This window comes from Aestuariivirga litoralis (assembly GCF_003234965.1).
In the GTDB taxonomy this organism is placed as follows: Bacteria; Pseudomonadota; Alphaproteobacteria; order Rhizobiales; family Aestuariivirgaceae; genus Aestuariivirga; species Aestuariivirga litoralis.
The window spans coordinates 551,739-568,234 of record NZ_QKVK01000001.1 but is presented as its reverse complement, the minus strand read 5'-3'; the positions used below and the strand labels follow the sequence as shown (position 1 = coordinate 568,234).

Genomic DNA, 16,496 nt, shown 5'->3' with positions numbered 1-16,496 from the left:
GCCGCTTTCCGCCTTAGCCGGCACTCTGCCGCAACGCAGCCCCGCCCATCGCCGCGGCGAGACCGCGGGCGAGCTTGTCCTGGGTATAGGGCTTGTCGATCACCGTGGCCGCTGCGCCGCTGCCAAGCTTCACCTCGCCATAGCCGGTGGCGAAGAGCATGGGCACGCCGCGCGCCGCAAGGGCGTCGGCCACCGGGTCGATCCGTTCGCCGCGCACGTTCACGTCCAGCACCGCGCCGTCGATCTGTTCCGCGCGGGCCAGCGCCAGCGCCTGTTCGATGGTGGCCGCGGGGCCCACGACCACGCTGCCCATCTCGATCAGCATGTCTTCCACCATCACGGCGATGAGGGCTTCATCCTCCACCACCAGGATGCGCTTTCCCTTCAGCCAAGGCATGCATGCCCTCCCGGATCCGCAATCGGCATTTCAATCACACAGACCACACCTGCAGGTTCGAAGGCAAGCGCCACCCGTCCGTCGAGGTCCTTCGCCAGGGTGCGTTCGAGCAGCAGCGAGCCGAAGCCACGATGCCGGGGCGGCTGCACCGGAGGCCCGCCCTCCTCGCGCCACGTGATGCGGAGCTTGCCCTCGCAGTCGAGGTGCCGCCACGTCAGCAGCACCTTTCCCTCCTCGCTGGAAAGAGCGCCATATTTGAGCGTGTTGGTGAAGAGCTCGTGGAGCGCAAGCGCGATGGTCAGCGCCGCATGGGGGCTGAGCCGGATCGCCGGGCCCGAGACCTCGATGCGGGCGCGGTTGGCGCCGGCCGGGCGCAGCGTGTCGCCCACCAGCTGGTCGAGCGAGGTGCTCTCCCAGTGTGAGCGCGTGAGCAGGTCATGCGCGGTGGCCAGTGCCTGAAGCCGCCCCTCGAAGGCGCGGCGGGCGCCGGCATCGGTCTTGCGGAAGGTCTGGTAGGCGAGGCCCTGCACCACGGCGAGGGTGTTCTTCACCCGGTGGTTCAGCTCTGCCAGCAGCAGCTCGCGCTGCGCCTCGGTGCGCTTGCGCTCGGCGATGTCCGACACCGTGGCGATGATGCGGATGCCGTCCGAGGTGACGATGGGGTTGATGCCCACCTCCAGCGGAATCTCTCGCCCATCCTTGCGCCGACCCGTCACCTCGCCCTTCACCGGGTTGTGGGCGCCTGCCAGGTGACTGGCGCGCAGCGCGGGGTGCAGGTCGCGGGCGGCAAGCGGCACCAGCACCTCGATCGCCCGGCCATCGAGTTCTCCCCGCGCATAGCCGAAGAGTTTTTCGGCCAGACCGTTGATCATCAGGATGCGGCCCGCGCCATCGGTCATCACCATGCCGCTGGGGGCGGCCTCGACCACCATGCGGAAGCGCTCCTCGCTGTCGCGCAGCGCCTTCTCGGCGCGCTCCCGTTCGGTGATGTCGGTGTTGACGCCGGTGAGCCCCATGAAGCTGCCATCCGCCGCGAAGCGCGGATGTGCCACGGTTTCGAGCGTGCGATAGTCACCATCCGCATTGCGGTAGCGCCCGGTCACGCACACCTTCTCGCGCCGCTGCAGTGCGCCGCCCATGGCGCCCATCACGCGCTCCACGTCGCCTGGGTGCATGGAGCCGCGCCAGTCGAAGCTCGCGAGATCGCCGTCCGCCACATTCCAGAAGCGCCGCAGCATCTGGTTGAGGTGCAGGCAGCGGCCTTCGGCGTCGCACATCCAGATCATCACCGGCGCATGTTCGGCCATGAGCCGGAAGCGCTGCTCCGACTCCTGCAGCTCGCCCAGCGCGGCGAGCCGGGCGCGCTCCGCCTTGGCGCGTTCGAGGCTGAAGCCCAGCTGCCGTGCGATGGTCACCGCCAGCGCCCGGCAGCTTTCGCCGCAGGCATTGGCCTCGCTGTGATAGGCCATGAACTTGCCGATCACCCGGCCCTGGCTGGTGATGGGGATGAAGGCGAGGCTGCGGATGCCCTCGGCGAGAATCGTCTGCCTGACGATGTCGCTCTCTTCCGTCTGCGCAATGTCGCCGACAAAGATGGGGGGCGGGTCGAGCGTGTCGGCCGTCCACGGCGAGTGACCCTCGAGGGTGCGGCGATAGTGCTCGGACAGGCCCCGCCAGGCCACGAAGCGCATCACCCCGCCGCCATCGAACAGCAGGATCGAGCACTTCTCGCAGCCCAGCCCCTCGCTGATCGCGTCCAGCGCGGCGTCAAGCATGGCCTCCATGCCGGCGGCGCGATAGAGCCGGTCGGTGAGGCGATAGAGCGTTTCGAGGTGGGTGGTGCGGTCCTCGCGCATGCCGGGGGCGGCCGGCGAAGCGGCTGGCGGAACCTCCCCCGCCTGCTTCTGCGTTGTGCTGCCGATCAGCATTCCGTCTCCCGTCGCCTGCAACCCGTGGTCGGCATCGTGATGAATGGTCTCCGACCCGCGGAAGAACGCGCGGCATTGAAAAAGGTTCCAATTTCCGGAACGATCCGCATTGCGCTACGTTCGCTGCAGATGCGTCTGGTGCGGTTCTACCTTCCCTTGCGTGACAATGCGGGCGGCGCCTTTCCCGCCCGGATGTTCCGCGCCGTCGAGGCGGAACTGTCGGGCCGCTTCGGGGGTGTGACGGCCCATCTCCAGTCACCGGCCAGCGGCTTGTGGCATGATGGCGGCGAAATGCATGCCGATGACGTGGTGATCTTCGAGGTGCTGACGCAGGACGGCGACCGCGACTGGTGGTCGGCCTACCGCGCGCGGCTGGCACATGACTTCCGCCAGAAGAGCATTCTCATGATGCTGCAACCGGTGGAGGTGGTGTGACTCACCCCGTCGTGAAGGTGGCGGCATAGCGTTTGCGCAGCTCCGCCTTCTGCACCTTGCCCATGGCGTTGCGGGGCAGTTCGGCCACCTCGAAGATGCGCTTGGGCACCTTGAACCTGGCAAGCGATGCCGAGAGCGCGGCGATGATCTCCGCCTCGGGTGCAAGCCTTCCGCGAGCCGTCACCACGGCAACCACGCCCTCGCCGAAATCCGGATGCGGCACGCCGATGACGGCGCTCTCGGCGACTTCGGGAATCGCATCCAGCACCTCCTCGATCTCCTTCGGGTAGACGTTGAAACCGCCGGAGATGATGAGGTCCTTGGCGCGCCCCACGATGGTGACGCGGCCTTGCGCGTCGATGGTGCAGACGTCGCCGGTGATGAACCAGTGGTCTGCTGTGAAGTCCTCGCGCGTTTTCTCCGGCATGCGCCAGTAGCCCCTGAAGACATTCGGGCCCTTCACTTCAAGAACGCCGGGCTGCTCGCCCCTGATGCGCACCGCGACGCCGGGCAATGCGAAGCCGACCGTGCCGGGCAGGCGCGCGCCGTCATGGGGGTTGGACGTGATCATGCCGGTCTCGGTCATGCCATAGCGCTCGAGAATGGCGTGGCCGGTGCGCTCCGCGAAGGATGTGTGCGTTTCTGCCAGCAGCGGCGCCGAGCCGGAAATGAACAGCCGCATGTTGCGTGCCGTTTCCATGGTGAATGCGGGTTCTGACAGCAGGCGCGTGTAGAAGGTCGGCACGCCCATCAGCACCGTGGCCTGCGGCATGGCCGCGATCATCGCCTGGGCGTCGAACCTGCCGAACCAGATCATGGATGCGGCAGCGAGAAAGGACGTGTTCAGCGCCACGTAGAGCCCATGCACATGGAAGATCGGCAGCGCGTGCAGCAGCGTGTCGGCTGACGTCATGCGCCACAGTTCAACCAATGTCTCCGCATTCGAGGCGAGGTTCGCATGCGTGATCATGGCACCCTTGGAGCGGCCCGTGGTGCCGGAGGTATAGAGCAGGCCTGCGAGGTCGTCGGCCTCGCGCGCCACTGTGTCGTGCCGGTCATCCATGGTCGCGGCCATCGCGGCGAGCGAGCCTCCGCCATGGGCGTCGAGGTTCACCACCGCGAAGACCTTCGCGCTGTCGCCCAGCGCCCGCATCTCGGCCTGCCGCGCCGGGTCGCACACGATCAGTTTCGGCTGCGCGTCCTCCACGAAATAGGAGACCTCCGCCGCCGTATAGGCGGTGTTGAGCGGCTGGTAGACCGCACCCACCTTCAGCACGGCGAGGTAGAGCAGCACATTGGCGATGGATTTCTCGACCTGCACCGTCACGCGGTCGCCCGGTTCGACGCCGAGCGCGCTCAGCGCATTGGCATAGCGGGACGCCCCGCGCGCCAGATCGCCGAAGGTGAGCGAGGCCGTTCCATCGGGCGTGCGCAGGGCAACGCGATCTGCATTGGCCGCGAACACGCGCTCGAAGCGGGCGTAGAGATTGCCGCTCATGCCTCGATGAAGGCCTTCATCCGCTTCAGCGCTTCAGCAAGATCCGCTTCGCTCGCGGCATAGGACAGCCGCATGAAGCCCTTGCCGTTCTGCCCGAAGCTTTCGCCGAAGATCAGGGCCACATAGGCCTTGTCGAGCAGTTCGCGGGCGAGGTCGCGCGACTGCCAGCCGGTGCCGGTGATGTTGGGGAAGGCATAGAAGGCACCACCCGGCACGCGGCAGCGAACGCCCTTGATGTCGTTGAGCCCCGTCACCACCATGTCGCGGCGCTTCTGGAAGCTCTTGCGGAAGTCCTCGATCTCGTCCATCGGGCCGGTGATGGCCGCGAGACCGCCCATCTGGGTTGCGACCGAAGTGCAGGAGTGGTCGACGGTGATCAGCTTCTTCACGTATTCGATCAAATGCTTCGGCCAGATTCCGAAACCCAGCCGCCAGCCCGTCATCGCAAAGGTCTTCGACCAGCCGTCGAGGATGATGGTGCGGTCGCGGAGTTCCGGGAAGCTGAGGAAGCTCACGAAGTCGACGCCATCATAGACCTGGTGGCTGTAGATCTCGTCGGAGAGCACCGCCACGTTCGGGTGCTTCGCCAGCCCATGAGCGAGCCTGGTGATCTCCGCGCGCGAGACCACGCCGCCCGTCGGGTTCGCCGGCGAATTGATGATGATGAGGCGGGTGGCCGGCGTGATGAGCGAGAGCACCTCTTCTGCATCGAAGCCGAAGTCCTTCTCCTCGCGGATGGGGTAGGGCACGGGCTTCGCCCCGCTGGAGCGCGCGGCATCGCGATAGGGCGGGAAGCCGGGGTCGGGATAGAGGATCTCCGCACCGGGGCCCCCGAAGATCTGGCAGGCGAAATAGAAGGTCACCTTGCCGCCCGGCACGATCACCACCTCGTCGCCCGTCACCGGCACCTTGAAGCGGCCACCCACATATTGCGCCACCGCATCGCGCAGCGCGGGCAGGCCCTGCGGGCTCGTATAGCCATGGGGGCCATCGCGCACCGCCTTCTCGGCGGCCTCCAGGATATGCTTCGGCGGCTGGAAATCCGGCTGCCCTATCCCCAAGTTGATGACCGGGTGTCCCTGCGCGCGCAGCGCATTGGCACGGTCCATGACGGTGAAGGCGGTCTCTTCCTCGATGGCCGCCACGGCAGGATTGATTTTCAGCATCAGCTCACATCGTCGATTGCAGGGTCCAGCAGGTGGCTGACGTTCCGTCCGCCATGGCCTGTTTCTACGGCGCGGGCGAAGACCTCCGCAACGGAATCCGTCAGCTTCGAACTGCAACCCAGCCCCTCGGCCAGTTCGGCATAGTAGCCGATGTCCTTCGCCGCATTCGCAAGTGCAAAACGATAGCCGTCGAAATCGCCCTTGAGTGCAGGTTCGACCATCTTGCGCAGCACGCCGGAATTGCCAGACCCATTGAGCATCACCTCATAGAGGTCCTGCCAGTCGATCGTCGCCTGCCGCGCGGCGCCAAAGGCCTCCGCCACCAGCGCCACCATTCCGGTGACGAGATAGTTGGAAATGAGCTTGGCCGTGTGGCCTGAGCCCGGCGGCCCGAAATGGCGGATGGTGGTTGCAAAACAGCCGAGCAGGGGGCTGATGCGGGCGAAGGTCTCGGGGCTGGCGCCGCAGAGCACGCCCAGCACGCCCTGTTCCGCCTGCTCCGGCCCGCCGGTCAGCGGAATGTCGGCATAGGCCACGCCCAGCGCCGCCAGTTCCTGCGCCAGCTTCTTCGTGGCGGCGGGGGCGGAGGTGCCGGCATCCATGATGATCTGGCCGGCCCGCAGGTGCGGCGTCAGCTGCCGGATCGTGTCTTCCACCACCTTGGAGGTCGTCACACAGAGCAGGATCGCCTCGGCCCGCGCGATCTCGCCCAGCGTCCGGGCCTCGGTCGCGCCCTTCGCCACCAGGTCCTCGACCGGCGCGCGGTTGCGGTGCGCGATGACGCTCACCCGGTGGCCATGTTTCAGCAGGTTGGCAGCCATGCCATGGCCCATCATCCCCGCCCCGATCAGGCCTACATGCATGCTTGCCTCAACTGTCCCGCGTCCTTATGTTCCGCCCCGAAAATCAGGGAGTTTTGGCATCATGGCGCTGCACCGCAATTTCATCAATGGCGAATGGCTGGAGGGCAAGGGGGTCCGCGAGAACATCAACCCCTCGGACGTCAGCGACATCGTCGGCGAATATGCCCAGGCCGACAAGGCGCAGACGGAAGCCGCCATCGCCGCTGCCAAGGTTGCGCAACCTGCCTGGGCCGCCGCCACGCCGCAGGTCCGCGCCGACGCGCTGGAATTCATCGGCACCGAGCTCCTGGCCCGCAAGGACGAGATCGGCCGCCTCCTGTCGCGCGAGGAGGGAAAGCCCCTCTCCAACGGCATCGCCGAGACGATGCGTGCCGCCCAGATCTTCAAGTTCTTCGCGCAGGAAGCGCTGCGCGTCGAGGGTGTCGCCATTTCCTCGGTGCGCCCCGGCGTGGACGTGACCATCACGCGCGAGGCCCTCGGCGTCGTCGGCCTCATCTGCCCGTGGAACTTCCCCATCGCCATTCCCGCCTGGAAGATGGCGCCGGCTCTCGCCTTCGGCAATGCGGTGGTGTTCAAGCCCGCCGACCTTGTGCCGGGCTCGGCCTGGGCGCTCTCGGAGATCATCTCGCGCTCGGGGATCCCCAAGGGCGTGTTCAACGTCGTCATGGGCCGCGGCTCGGTCGTCGGCCAGACGCTGCTCGACTCGCGTGACGTGAACGCCATTTCCTTCACCGGCTCGGTCGAGACCGGCGGCAAGGTGGCCATGGCCTGCGCCTCGCGCGGCGCCAAGTTCCAGCTTGAGATGGGCGGCAAGAACCCGCTCGTGGTGCTGGACGATGCGAACCTCGACCTCGCGGTGGCGGCAGCCCTCGACGGCGCCTTCTACCAGACCGGCCAGCGCTGCACGGCTTCCTCGCGCCTCATCGTCCAGTCGAAGGTGCATGATGCCTTCGTCGAGCGCATGGTGGACGGCATGAAGAAGCTGAAGGTCGACCACGCGCTGAAGGACGGCACGGTCATCGGCCCCGTCGTCGACGAAGCCCAGATGGCGCAGGACGAGCGCTACATCCAGATCGCGCGCGACGAGGGGGCCGAACTCGCCTGGGGCGGCGAGCGGCTGAACCGCGACACCAAGGGCCACTACCTGTCACCTGCGCTGTTCATCGGCACGAAGAACGACATGCGCATCAACCGTGAGGAGGTCTTCGGCCCCGTCGCCTCGGTGATCAAGGTCGACTCCTACGACGAGGCGCTGGGCGTTGCCAACGACACGGCCTTCGGACTGTCGTCCGGCATCATCACCACCTCGCTCAAATACGCGACCGACTTCCGCAAGAAGTCGGCGGCGGGCATGGTGATGGTGAACCTCGCCACGGCGGGTGTGGACTATCACGTTCCGTTCGGCGGCCGGAAGGGCTCGAGCTATGGCGCGCGCGAGCAGGGGCGCCATGCGGTCGACTTCTACACCGCGATCAAGACGGCCTATACGCTGGCCTGAGGCTCACGGCTTGGCGGGGGTCCTCAAGGCCCTCGCCTCGCCAGCGAAGACGAAGAGCCCGCTCGCCACCACGATGGCCGCACCCACCAGTGTCCACAGGTCCGGCACGTCGCCGAAGAACAGGTATCCCACCGCGATCATCCACACGATCTGCGTATACATGTAAGGGGCGAGCGCGCTCGCGGGCGCCAGGCGATGCGCCTGGATCAGCATGAAGTGGCCGATCGTTCCGGCAAGCCCCATGAATCCGAGCAGCAGCCACTCGATCCCCTGAGGCGTCTTCCACACGAAGGGCAGCGGCAGCGCGGCAGCGGCAGCACCCACGAGGCCCACATAGAACAGCGAGGTCTCCGCCCGGTCGCGCCCGCCCACCTTGCGCGTCACGATGTTGTAGACCGCACCACACAGCGAGGCCGTGACCGACAGCAGCATGGCCCAGTGGAAGGACCCTGTGCCCGGCCGCATGATGACCAGCACGCCGAGGAAACCGATGGCCACCGCGATCCAGCGCCTGAGGCCCACCTTCTCGCCGAGAATCGGCACGGAGAGTGCGCAGACCCACAGCGGGATCGAGAAGAAGATTGCCGCCGTCTGGGCGAGCTGCAGGTAGATGATGGCGGTGAAGTTGAGCGCGGTCGAAGCCATCAGCAGCAACCCGCGCAGCACCTGCAGCTTCGGATAGCTCGTCGTCACCAGCGCCAGGTCGCCCTTGCGCAGGATGACTGCGATCGACAGTCCCAGCGCCACGGCATAGCGCCCGAACACCGCCACCACGGGCGGCAGGCTCTGGACGAGGTGCTTGGCTGTGGCATCGAGCAGCGTGAAGAAGACCATGGCGGCCATCATCAGCACGATGCCTGTGAGACGCGGGCTCATGGAGGCGGCTTAGCGCGATGCGGTGTCACGCGCATCCCTTATGGCAGGGTGGGGCCCTGCGCAGGGCGCATGAAGCTCCATATCTTCATCATCGCCGGGCTTGTCCCGGCGATCCGTTCGGGGGCGCCAAAGAGGTTGCCCGGGACACGCCCGGGCATGATGAAGAAGAAGGTGCTAGGCCAGCGCGATCCCGTGCTCCTGGAAGCTCTGGCGCGCCGCCGCGGCGGAGCCGTCAAGGTCGATCGAGCGGCAGGCCGCCTCGATCACCTCGGTCTCGAAGCCCAGGCGCCGCGCGTCCTCGGCCGAGAAGCGCACGCAGTAATCGAAGGCGAGGCCGACACAGACCACCTTCTCGAAGCCGCGCTCCCTGAGATAACCGCCCAGCCCCGTGGGCGTCGTGCGGTCGTTCTCGAAGAAGGCGGAGTAGCTGTCGATCTCTTCCCTGAAGCCCTTGCGCAGGATGAGCTCGGCATTGACGTGGAGGTCCTTGTGGAACTCCGCGCCATGCGTGCCCTGCACGCAGTGGTCGGGCCACAGCGTCTGGTGGCCGTAGTGCATCATGGCGATCTCGAAGGGGTTCTTGGCCGGGTGCTGGGCGGCGAAGGACTTGTGCTCGGCCGGGTGCCAGTCCTGCGTCAGGATGACGTGCCTGAAGCCATGGGCGATGCGGTTGATGAGCGGCACCACCTCGTCGCCGCCGGGCACGGCGAGCTTGCCACCGGGGCAAAAGTCGTTCTGGACGTCGATGACGAGGAGAACGTCGGTATCCTTCCACATGGCTTCACCTCATGTCGGCTATTGCGGCGGCACATCCTTTGAACGCGGGAAACTTGTCGACGATCACGTAGACGGGGATCGGCTTCATCACGAAGGCAAGCCGCCCCTTCTCCTCGAAGATGGACCTGAAGGGCCCGGATTTCAACTTGTTCACGATGGAGGGCGCGATGCCGCCCGCGAGATAGACGCCGCCCTTGGCCTGCATGGTCATGGCGGCATCGCCCGCCACGCGGGCGAGCCACACGATGAACTGGTCCAGCGTCTTCACCGCCGCCGGGTCAGCCCCGGCAAGGGCCGCCTGCAGCACGGCCTCGGGCGTCTCAAGGGTCGGCCTTTCCGCCACCGCGCGATACATGCGCAGGAGGCCTCCGCCGGTGATCGCATCTTCCGCCTCGAAGAGAACGCCGGGCTTGGACATCCTGTCGCGCCAGTCGAACTCGGCTTGCGTGACGACGGGGAGCGTGATGTGCCCCACCTCGCCCGGCAGTGCCATCCAGCCGCCCAGCGGCAGCGGCGCCAGCGTTGCCATGCCGAGCCCGGTGCCGGGGCCGAGCACGATCTTCACGGAGGGCTTCTGCGGCAGCTCGCCGCCGATCTGGACGACGTCCTCGCCATCGAGATGGGGGAGCGCCAAGGCGAGCGCCTCGAAATCATTGAGCAGGCGGAACTGGCGGGCATCCGCGGCCCTGCGCAGCGACTCCCGCGTGAAGCTCCAGTTGCGGTTGGTGAGGTGCACTACCTCGCCCTCGACCGGGCCTGCCACCGCGATGGCCGCACCCGCCAGCTGCGAAACGCCCTTGGCCTTCACATAGGCCGCGATCGAGTCTTCCAGCGAAGCGAAATTGTCGTTCTTCTGGACGGCGACCTCAGCCACCCGCGTCGTCCCGGGCTCAACCAGCCCGAAGCGCGAATTGGTGCCTCCGATATCGCCGACAAGTGCCAGTTCCGTCATGGCTTTTCCCCCGGTCCCTCAACTGCCACGGAAGCCGCTTTTCGGCAAGCTTTACCAGCCCACAAAAGCCGTCTAGGAAGCCCGTCACCCTTCATTTTTCAGGTTTCAAGTGACCAACCCGCTCGAACAGGAAGTGGCGCGCCGGCGCACCTTCGCCATCATCTCCCACCCGGACGCCGGCAAGACCACGCTGACCGAAAAGCTCCTCCTGTTCGGCGGCGCCATCCAGCTTGCCGGCCAGGTCCGCGCCAAGGGCGACCGCCGCCGCACCCGCTCCGACTGGATGTCGATCGAGCGCGCCCGCGGCATCTCGGTCGTCACCTCGGTCATGACCTTCGAGTATGACGGCACGGTCTTCAACCTGCTCGACACGCCCGGCCACGAGGACTTCTCGGAAGACACCTACCGCACGCTCACCGCCGTCGACGCGGCGGTGATGGTCATCGACGCCGCCAAGGGCATCGAGGCCCGCACGCGCAAGCTCTTCGAGATCTGCCGCCTGCGTGACATTCCCATCATCACCTTCGTCAACAAGATGGACCGCGAGGCGCGCGATCCCCTCGACCTCCTTGATGAGATCGAGAAGGGCCTGGCGCTCAGCGTCGCCCCCATGGTCTGGCCCATCGGCCAGGGCAAGGACTTCGCCGGCACCTATGACTTGAACTCGCCGCGCGTCCGCCAGCTCGAGCAGGACCCGGCGGGCGTCCCTGTCTCCGGCCCCGATGACCCGCTGATCCCGACGCTGGTCAAGCCCGACACCTTCGCCAAGTGGCGCGACGAGATCGACCTGGTGAAGGACCTCTGCACCAGCTTCGACCGGCAGGCCTTCCTCGAGGGCCATCTTTCGCCCGTCTATTTCGGTTCGGCATTGAAGAATTTCGGCGTGCGCGATCTTCTCGAAGCCCTGATCGCCTATGCGCCGCCGCCGCGCGACCAGCAGGCAGCGGGCCGCGTGGTGCACGCCACCGAGCCGAAGATGACCGGCATCGTCTTCAAGATCCAGGCCAACATGGACCCGAACCACAGGGACCGCATTGCCTTCATGCGGCTGGCCTCGGGCAAGCTCACGCGCGGCATGAAGGCGAAGCTCGTGCGCACCGGCAAGACGGTGGCGCTCAACGCGCCGCAGTTCTTCTTCGCGCAGGACCGTTCGATCGCGGACGAGGCCTTCGCGGGTGACGTGGTGGGCATTCCCAACCATGGTCTCCTGCGCATCGGCGACACGCTGACGGAGGGTGAGGACGTGGTCTTCACCGGAGTGCCCAGCTTCGCGCCCGAAATCCTGCGCCGCGTGAAGCTCGGCGACCCGATGAAGGCCAAGAAGCTGCGCGAGGCGCTGCAGCAGCTGGCGGAGGAGGGGGTCGTTCAGCTCTTCATCCCGGCCGATGGCTCGCCTGCCATCGTCGGCGTCGTCGGCGCGCTGCAGCTCGACGTGCTGGCAGACCGGCTGGCCAATGAATATGGCGTTCCCGCCAGCTTCGAGCCGGCGCGCTACGAGGTGATGCGCTGGATCACCTGCGACGTCCCCAAGAAGCTCGACGAGTTCATCGCCAACAACCGCTTCTCGATCGCGCATGACCTTGACGGCGACCCGGTCTTCATGGCGCAATCGGCCTTCAACCTGAACTACACGCTCGAGCGCGCGCCGGAGATCCGCACCACCGAGATCAAGGAAATGCACAAGCCGCAATGACAGCGCTGGCCGCCCAGTACCTGCCCTCGGGCTTCGGTCTCGCCCACGCGGCGGCCATCGTGCTCGTCCTCGCCTTGTGGGGATTCTACACGCCCATCCTCGGGCTTCTTGGCCGCGGCTCGCTCAATTCACAGCTGCATGCCGTGCGGCTGCGGTGGTTCGAGGTGCACCAGGGCGCCGAGCGCGAGCACCGCGTCTTCGATGCGATCATGCTCGGGCACATCTCCAATTCGATTTCCTACTTCGGCTCCGGCACGCTTCTCGTGCTGGCGGGCCTCGTCGGCGCGCTCGCCAACGTCAACAGCGTCTATCTGCTGACGCGTGGCCTTGCCTTCGTCGATCACAGCATGCCGCTCGAGCTGTTCACGCTCTGCGTCTTCCTTCTTACGGCCATTCTTGCCCAGTGCTTCTTCTCCTTCACCTATGCGCTGCGCAAGATGGCCTATACCTTCGCAATGCTCGGGGGCCTGCAGGCCTCGAAGGCCGATACGCCGCAGGCCCGCGTGATGGGCGAACAATCCGCCGTGGTGCTCACCGAGGCGGTGCGCTCCATCAACACCGGCATCCGCGGCTATTACTATGCCGTGGCCGCCATGTTCCTCTTCGCCGGCCCCTGGGTCTGCATCGCCGCGACGCTCGCCATCACGGCGCTGCTCTATTACCGCCAGCTCTTTTCGCCCACCGCCGTGGCCATTGCGAAATATGTCGACGTGCTGAAGGGCGCGAAGGACTAGGGCGCACATGGCGCCGGGATGACGCCATCCGAGAGGGAGATTCTACCTCAGCCGCCGCGGCTTCACCGGCGCGGCGTTGAGCGGGTCCTCCGGCCAGGCGTGCTTCGGGTATCTTCCGCGCATGTCGGAGCGGACACTCGGATAGCCGTTGGTCCAGAAGGTTTCGAGTGACTGGGTGACGGCGAGGGGGCGGCCTGCCGGTGAGAGGAGCTCGATACGCAAGGGGCTGCGGCCTTCGGCGATGGCGGGGGTTCGGGCGAGGCCGAACATTTCCTGCAGCCTCACGCGCAGCACGGGGTCGCCCTCGGTCTCGTAGTCGATGCGGACGTCGGCACCCGAGGGCACCTCGATGCGCACAGGCGCGAGGCGGTCCAACTTGCGGGCCAGTTCATGCGGGATCAGCGACTGGATGATCTGGTGCATGTCGAGGCGGTCGAGATGGGCCCTGCGGCTGATGCCGGCGAGATACGGGGTGAGCCAGTCGGCGAGGCTCGCAAGCAGGGCCTCATCCGAGAGGTCGGGCCAGCCCTCCTCCGGATAGAGGCGGCGGAGAAACATGGCCCGCGCCCGGAGGATCCTGGCGCCATCGGTCCAGGGCAGCGCGGCGAGGCCCATGTCGCGCACGCCCTCGGTCATCGCCTCGGCGATCAGTGTGGGGTCGGCGTTGGCGGAGGGCTTCTCCTCCAGCACCAACTGGCCGAGACGGCGCGACTTCGACGCGCTCACCGCCTTGGTGCGGCTGTCCCAGAAGACGCCGTCGCGGGCTTCGATCTGGTCCCGGAAGTGCTCCTCGATCTCCTTCAGCGACAGGGGTGCCGCGAGGAAGATCTTCTGGTCACCAGAGGCGCCGTCGGTTGTTGCCACCGCGAGGAAATCCTGCGTCACCAGCGCGTCATGCTCCGGCAGCACCGCACCGCCGCCGCCGGAGAGCCGATAGCGCCGGTCGCCGCCGCGGCGCTGGGCAATGCGGTCCGGGAAGGCATAGGAGATCAGCACGCCGGCGCTGACGTCGCTTTCCTCATCCTTGATGCCGGCGATCTGGCGGATCTGTTTCGCCGACTGGCGGATGCGGTCGCGTGCGCCGCCGCGGAGATGCGACAGGCGCGAGGTGATGTCGACACCCGCATCGCGCGGCAGGCCATCGCGTTCGGACAGCATGGCGGCGAGGTCGGCGGCGAGCGCGCTGTTGCCCTTCACCACCATGTGAGCAAGTCGCGGGTGCAGCGGCAGGCGCACCATCTGCTTGCCCATGGCGGTGATCTTGTTGTCGTGATCGAGCGCTTCGAGGCGCCGCAGCAGGTCCTGAGCCTGGGCGAATGGAGCCGCGGGCGGCGGATCGAGCCAGGGCAGCGATTTTGGATCGGTGACGCCCCAGGCGGCGAGTTCCAGCACGAGGGGGGCCAAGTCGGCGACGAAGATCTCCGGCTCGTCATGGGGCTTCAGCGCGCGCGATTCCGCTTCGGGCCAGAGGCGATAGCCGATGCCGGGGCCGAGCCGTCCGGCACGGCCGCGGCGCTGGTCGGCGCTGGCCATCGACACGCGCACGGTCTCGAGCGCCGTCATGCCGGAGGCGGGGTCGAAGCGCGGCACGCGCTTGAAGCCGCAGTCGATGACGGCGCCGATGCCGTCGATGGTGAGGCTCGTCTCGGCGATTGTGGTGGCCAGCACCACCTTGCGCTCGCCCGGCGGTGAGGGCCGGATCGCCGCGTCCTGCTCGGCAAAGCTCATGGCGCCGTAGAGCGGGCGGACCACGGTGTTCCTCGGCAGGCCGGAGGTGTTGAGCGCTTCCTCGGTGCGGCGGATCTCGGCCTCGCCGGGGAGGAAGACGAGGATGGACTTGTCCGTCTCGTCCAGCGCGCGGTGAACGGCACGCACGGCATCGGCCGAGATGGTCTGGCGCTGGGCCTTGTCGAGGTGGCGCGTCTCGACCGGGAAGACGCGGCCCGGCGCATCGATGACGGGCGCATTGCCGAGATGTGCCGCGACGCGCGCGGCATCGAGTGTGGCCGACATGACGAGGATCTTGAGGTCGTCGCGAAGCCCGCGCTGGATGTCGAGGGTGAGGGCGAGGCCGAGATCGGCATCGAGCGAGCGTTCGTGGAATTCGTCGAAGATGACGAGGCCGGTGCCGGCGAGTTCCGGGTCCTGCTGAAGCCTCCGGGTGAGGATGCCCTCGGTGACGACCTCGATGCGGGTTTTCGCCGAGACGCGGCGTTCGAGGCGGACGGTGTAGCCCACGGTCTCGCCCACCGCCTCGCCCAGCGTCTCCGCCATGCGATGCGCGGCATTGCGCGCCGCGAGGCGCCGCGGTTCGAGCATGACGATCTTCTGGCCCTTGAGCCAGGGTGCATCGACGAGCTTCAGGGGAACGCGCGTGGTCTTGCCCGCCCCCGGCTCGGCGACGAGGAGGGCCGCGGGGCCCCTGGCGAGGGCGTCGGAAAGCTGCGGGATGATCTGGTCGACGGGGAAATCCATTGGGGGATCACCTCGGCGGGGCGGCGGGGAATGTCAAGGGAGGCTGATGAGATGTGTGCATACGTCTTCCTGCCTCACTCCCTGTCCTCTCTGCTTCATCATGCCCGGGCTTGTCCCGGGCATCCTTTTGGTGGCCGCAAGAAAGGATCGCCGGGACAAGCCCGGCGATGATGAGGACGATATGGGAAGAGGGGGGAAGGTGATTGGCTCTTTACACCATCTCCCGCGCCCAGGGCGGGTTGGCGCCGGGCCTGGAGCAGGTGATCGACGCGGCCTTGGCGGCGAAGCCGAGCGCCAGGGCAAGGTCCTCGGCCTCGAGTGCGGAGAGCTTCGTCTTGTCGAGCAGTTTCATGGCGCGGAGTGCGGTGAGGAGGCCGGCGGTGAAGGTGTCCCCTGCCCCGACCGTGTCGGCGACCTTCACCTTCTGGGCCGCCATGCTCATGAAGCCCTGCGCGGTGAAGGCCTCGACGCCCCTGGCGCCGCGGGTGACGACGACCAGCTTGGCGCCCAGCTTCAGCCACTTCTTCGCCGCCGCTGCGGCGTCATCCTTGCCGGTCATCCAGGCCACGTCCTCGTCCGACACCTTCACGATGTCGGCCATGGCGATCATGCGGGTGAGGCGCGCCATGTGCTTCCTGCGGTCCCTGATCATGCCGGGGCGGATGTTGGGGTCGAGGCAGATGACGCGGGCCTTGGACTCGCGCTTCATCAGCTGTTCGAGGGTCTCGCCGCCGGGCTCCGGGATCAGGCTTATCGAGCCGAAATGCAGCGCCTGGACCTTCTTGTCGAGCTTCGGCAGGTCGCGCCTCGTCAGCATGCGGCCGGCCGAATTGTCGTCGAAGAAGGAGTAGCGGGCGTGGCCCTTGGTGAGCTTGACGAAGGCCAGCGTCGAGGGCCTGTCCCAGTCCTTGATGAAGGACAGGCTGACCTTGGAGGCCTTGAGGCCGTCGCGGAGCATGTCGCCGAAGAAGTCGGTCGACAGACCGGTGAACAGGCCGACCGGCACACCGAGGCGGCCCAGGGCGATGGCGGTGTTATAGACCGAGCCGCCGCAGACCGGTTCATAGGCAGGAGCACCATCTGCCGTTTTTCTAGGCAGAAAATCGATCAGGGCCTCGCCGCAACACAGGATCATGCCGTCCTCCCAAACTGCTGATTTTTAAGCAATCATGGGCCATTTCAGTGAGGATTGCAATAAATCACC

14 protein-coding genes are annotated in these 16,496 nt (G+C 66.8%); 4 read left to right on the top strand and 10 right to left on the bottom strand.

Going from position 1 to position 16,496, the window contains the following annotated elements:
• Positions 1-13: 13 nt before the first annotated feature.
• Together DK847_RS02760 and DK847_RS02755 are read right to left on the bottom strand one after the other, a co-directional pair.
• Entirely contained in the window at positions 14-397 is a 384-nt protein-coding gene (locus DK847_RS02760; RefSeq protein ID WP_111196071.1) for a response regulator, read from the bottom strand.
• Positions 385-2,325: a PAS domain S-box protein gene (locus DK847_RS02755; RefSeq protein WP_111196070.1), complete on the bottom strand. Its 1,941-nt coding sequence runs from the start codon at positions 2,323-2,325 to the stop codon at positions 385-387. The genes DK847_RS02760 and DK847_RS02755 overlap by 13 nt, the downstream gene beginning before the upstream one ends.
• A 138-nt stretch (positions 2,326-2,463) precedes the next feature.
• Between DK847_RS02755 and DK847_RS02750 the strand changes: the two genes are divergently transcribed.
• Positions 2,464-2,760: a hypothetical protein gene (locus DK847_RS02750; protein ID WP_146256022.1), complete on the top strand. Its 297-nt coding sequence runs from the start codon at positions 2,464-2,466 to the stop codon at positions 2,758-2,760.
• Between the two features lies 1 nt (position 2,761).
• Here the strand turns inward: DK847_RS02750 and DK847_RS02745 are convergent, their stop codons facing one another.
• From DK847_RS02745 to DK847_RS02735, 3 genes are read right to left on the bottom strand one after another with little or no spacing between them, the layout of a single operon-like run.
• A complete protein-coding gene (locus tag DK847_RS02745; protein ID WP_111196068.1) occupies positions 2,762-4,258 on the bottom strand; it encodes a malonate--CoA ligase in 1,497 nt (498 codons plus the stop codon).
• Positions 4,255-5,424, bottom strand: coding sequence for a pyridoxal phosphate-dependent aminotransferase (locus DK847_RS02740; RefSeq protein ID WP_111196067.1), 1,170 nt, complete (start codon positions 5,422-5,424; stop codon positions 4,255-4,257). The genes DK847_RS02745 and DK847_RS02740 overlap by 4 nt, the downstream gene beginning before the upstream one ends.
• The gene (locus DK847_RS02735; RefSeq protein ID WP_111196066.1) at positions 5,424-6,287 is read right to left on the bottom strand and encodes an NAD(P)-dependent oxidoreductase; all 864 of its coding nucleotides are present in this window, start codon (positions 6,285-6,287) and stop codon (positions 5,424-5,426) included. Before DK847_RS02735 ends, DK847_RS02740 begins: the two co-directional genes overlap by 1 nt.
• A gap of 61 nt (positions 6,288-6,348) precedes the next feature.
• Here DK847_RS02735 and DK847_RS02730 point away from each other — a divergent pair, with 61 nt between their 5' ends.
• Positions 6,349-7,785 carry an aldehyde dehydrogenase family protein gene (locus tag DK847_RS02730; protein ID WP_111196065.1) on the top strand — a complete coding sequence of 479 codons (1,437 nt, stop codon included), beginning with the start codon at positions 6,349-6,351 and terminating at the stop codon, positions 7,783-7,785.
• 3 nt (positions 7,786-7,788) lie between these two features.
• Here DK847_RS02730 and DK847_RS02725 read toward each other — a convergent pair whose 3' ends face one another.
• The 3 genes from DK847_RS02725 to DK847_RS02715 form a co-directional block, all read right to left on the bottom strand.
• Positions 7,789-8,661, bottom strand: a complete 873-nt coding sequence (locus tag DK847_RS02725; protein WP_111196064.1) for a DMT family transporter — start codon at positions 8,659-8,661, stop codon at positions 7,789-7,791.
• 174 nt (positions 8,662-8,835) lie between these two features.
• Complete coding sequence (gene pncA, locus DK847_RS02720; protein ID WP_111196063.1) at positions 8,836-9,438, bottom strand: bifunctional nicotinamidase/pyrazinamidase; 603 nt, start codon at positions 9,436-9,438, stop codon at positions 8,836-8,838.
• Between the two features lie 4 nt (positions 9,439-9,442).
• Positions 9,443-10,390: a glucokinase gene (locus DK847_RS02715; protein WP_111196062.1), complete on the bottom strand. Its 948-nt coding sequence runs from the start codon at positions 10,388-10,390 to the stop codon at positions 9,443-9,445.
• 109 nt (positions 10,391-10,499) lie between these two features.
• On the opposite strand from DK847_RS02715, the gene DK847_RS02710 reads away from it, so the two are divergent.
• Positions 10,500-12,083 (top strand): peptide chain release factor 3, encoded by a 1,584-nt coding sequence (locus tag DK847_RS02710; protein WP_111196061.1) that lies wholly within the window; start codon positions 10,500-10,502, stop codon positions 12,081-12,083.
• A complete protein-coding gene (locus DK847_RS02705; protein ID WP_111196060.1) occupies positions 12,080-12,817 on the top strand; it encodes a DUF599 domain-containing protein in 738 nt (245 codons plus the stop codon). Before DK847_RS02710 ends, DK847_RS02705 begins: the two co-directional genes overlap by 4 nt.
• A gap of 42 nt (positions 12,818-12,859) precedes the next feature.
• Here DK847_RS02705 and hrpB read toward each other — a convergent pair whose 3' ends face one another.
• Positions 12,860-15,292 (bottom strand): ATP-dependent helicase HrpB, encoded by a 2,433-nt coding sequence (gene hrpB, locus DK847_RS02700; RefSeq protein WP_111196059.1) that lies wholly within the window; start codon positions 15,290-15,292, stop codon positions 12,860-12,862.
• Positions 15,293-15,503: 211 nt separating this feature from the next.
• The gene (locus DK847_RS02695) at positions 15,504-16,427 is read right to left on the bottom strand and encodes a carbohydrate kinase family protein (protein WP_111196058.1); all 924 of its coding nucleotides are present in this window, start codon (positions 16,425-16,427) and stop codon (positions 15,504-15,506) included.
• Positions 16,428-16,496 lie beyond the last annotated feature (69 nt).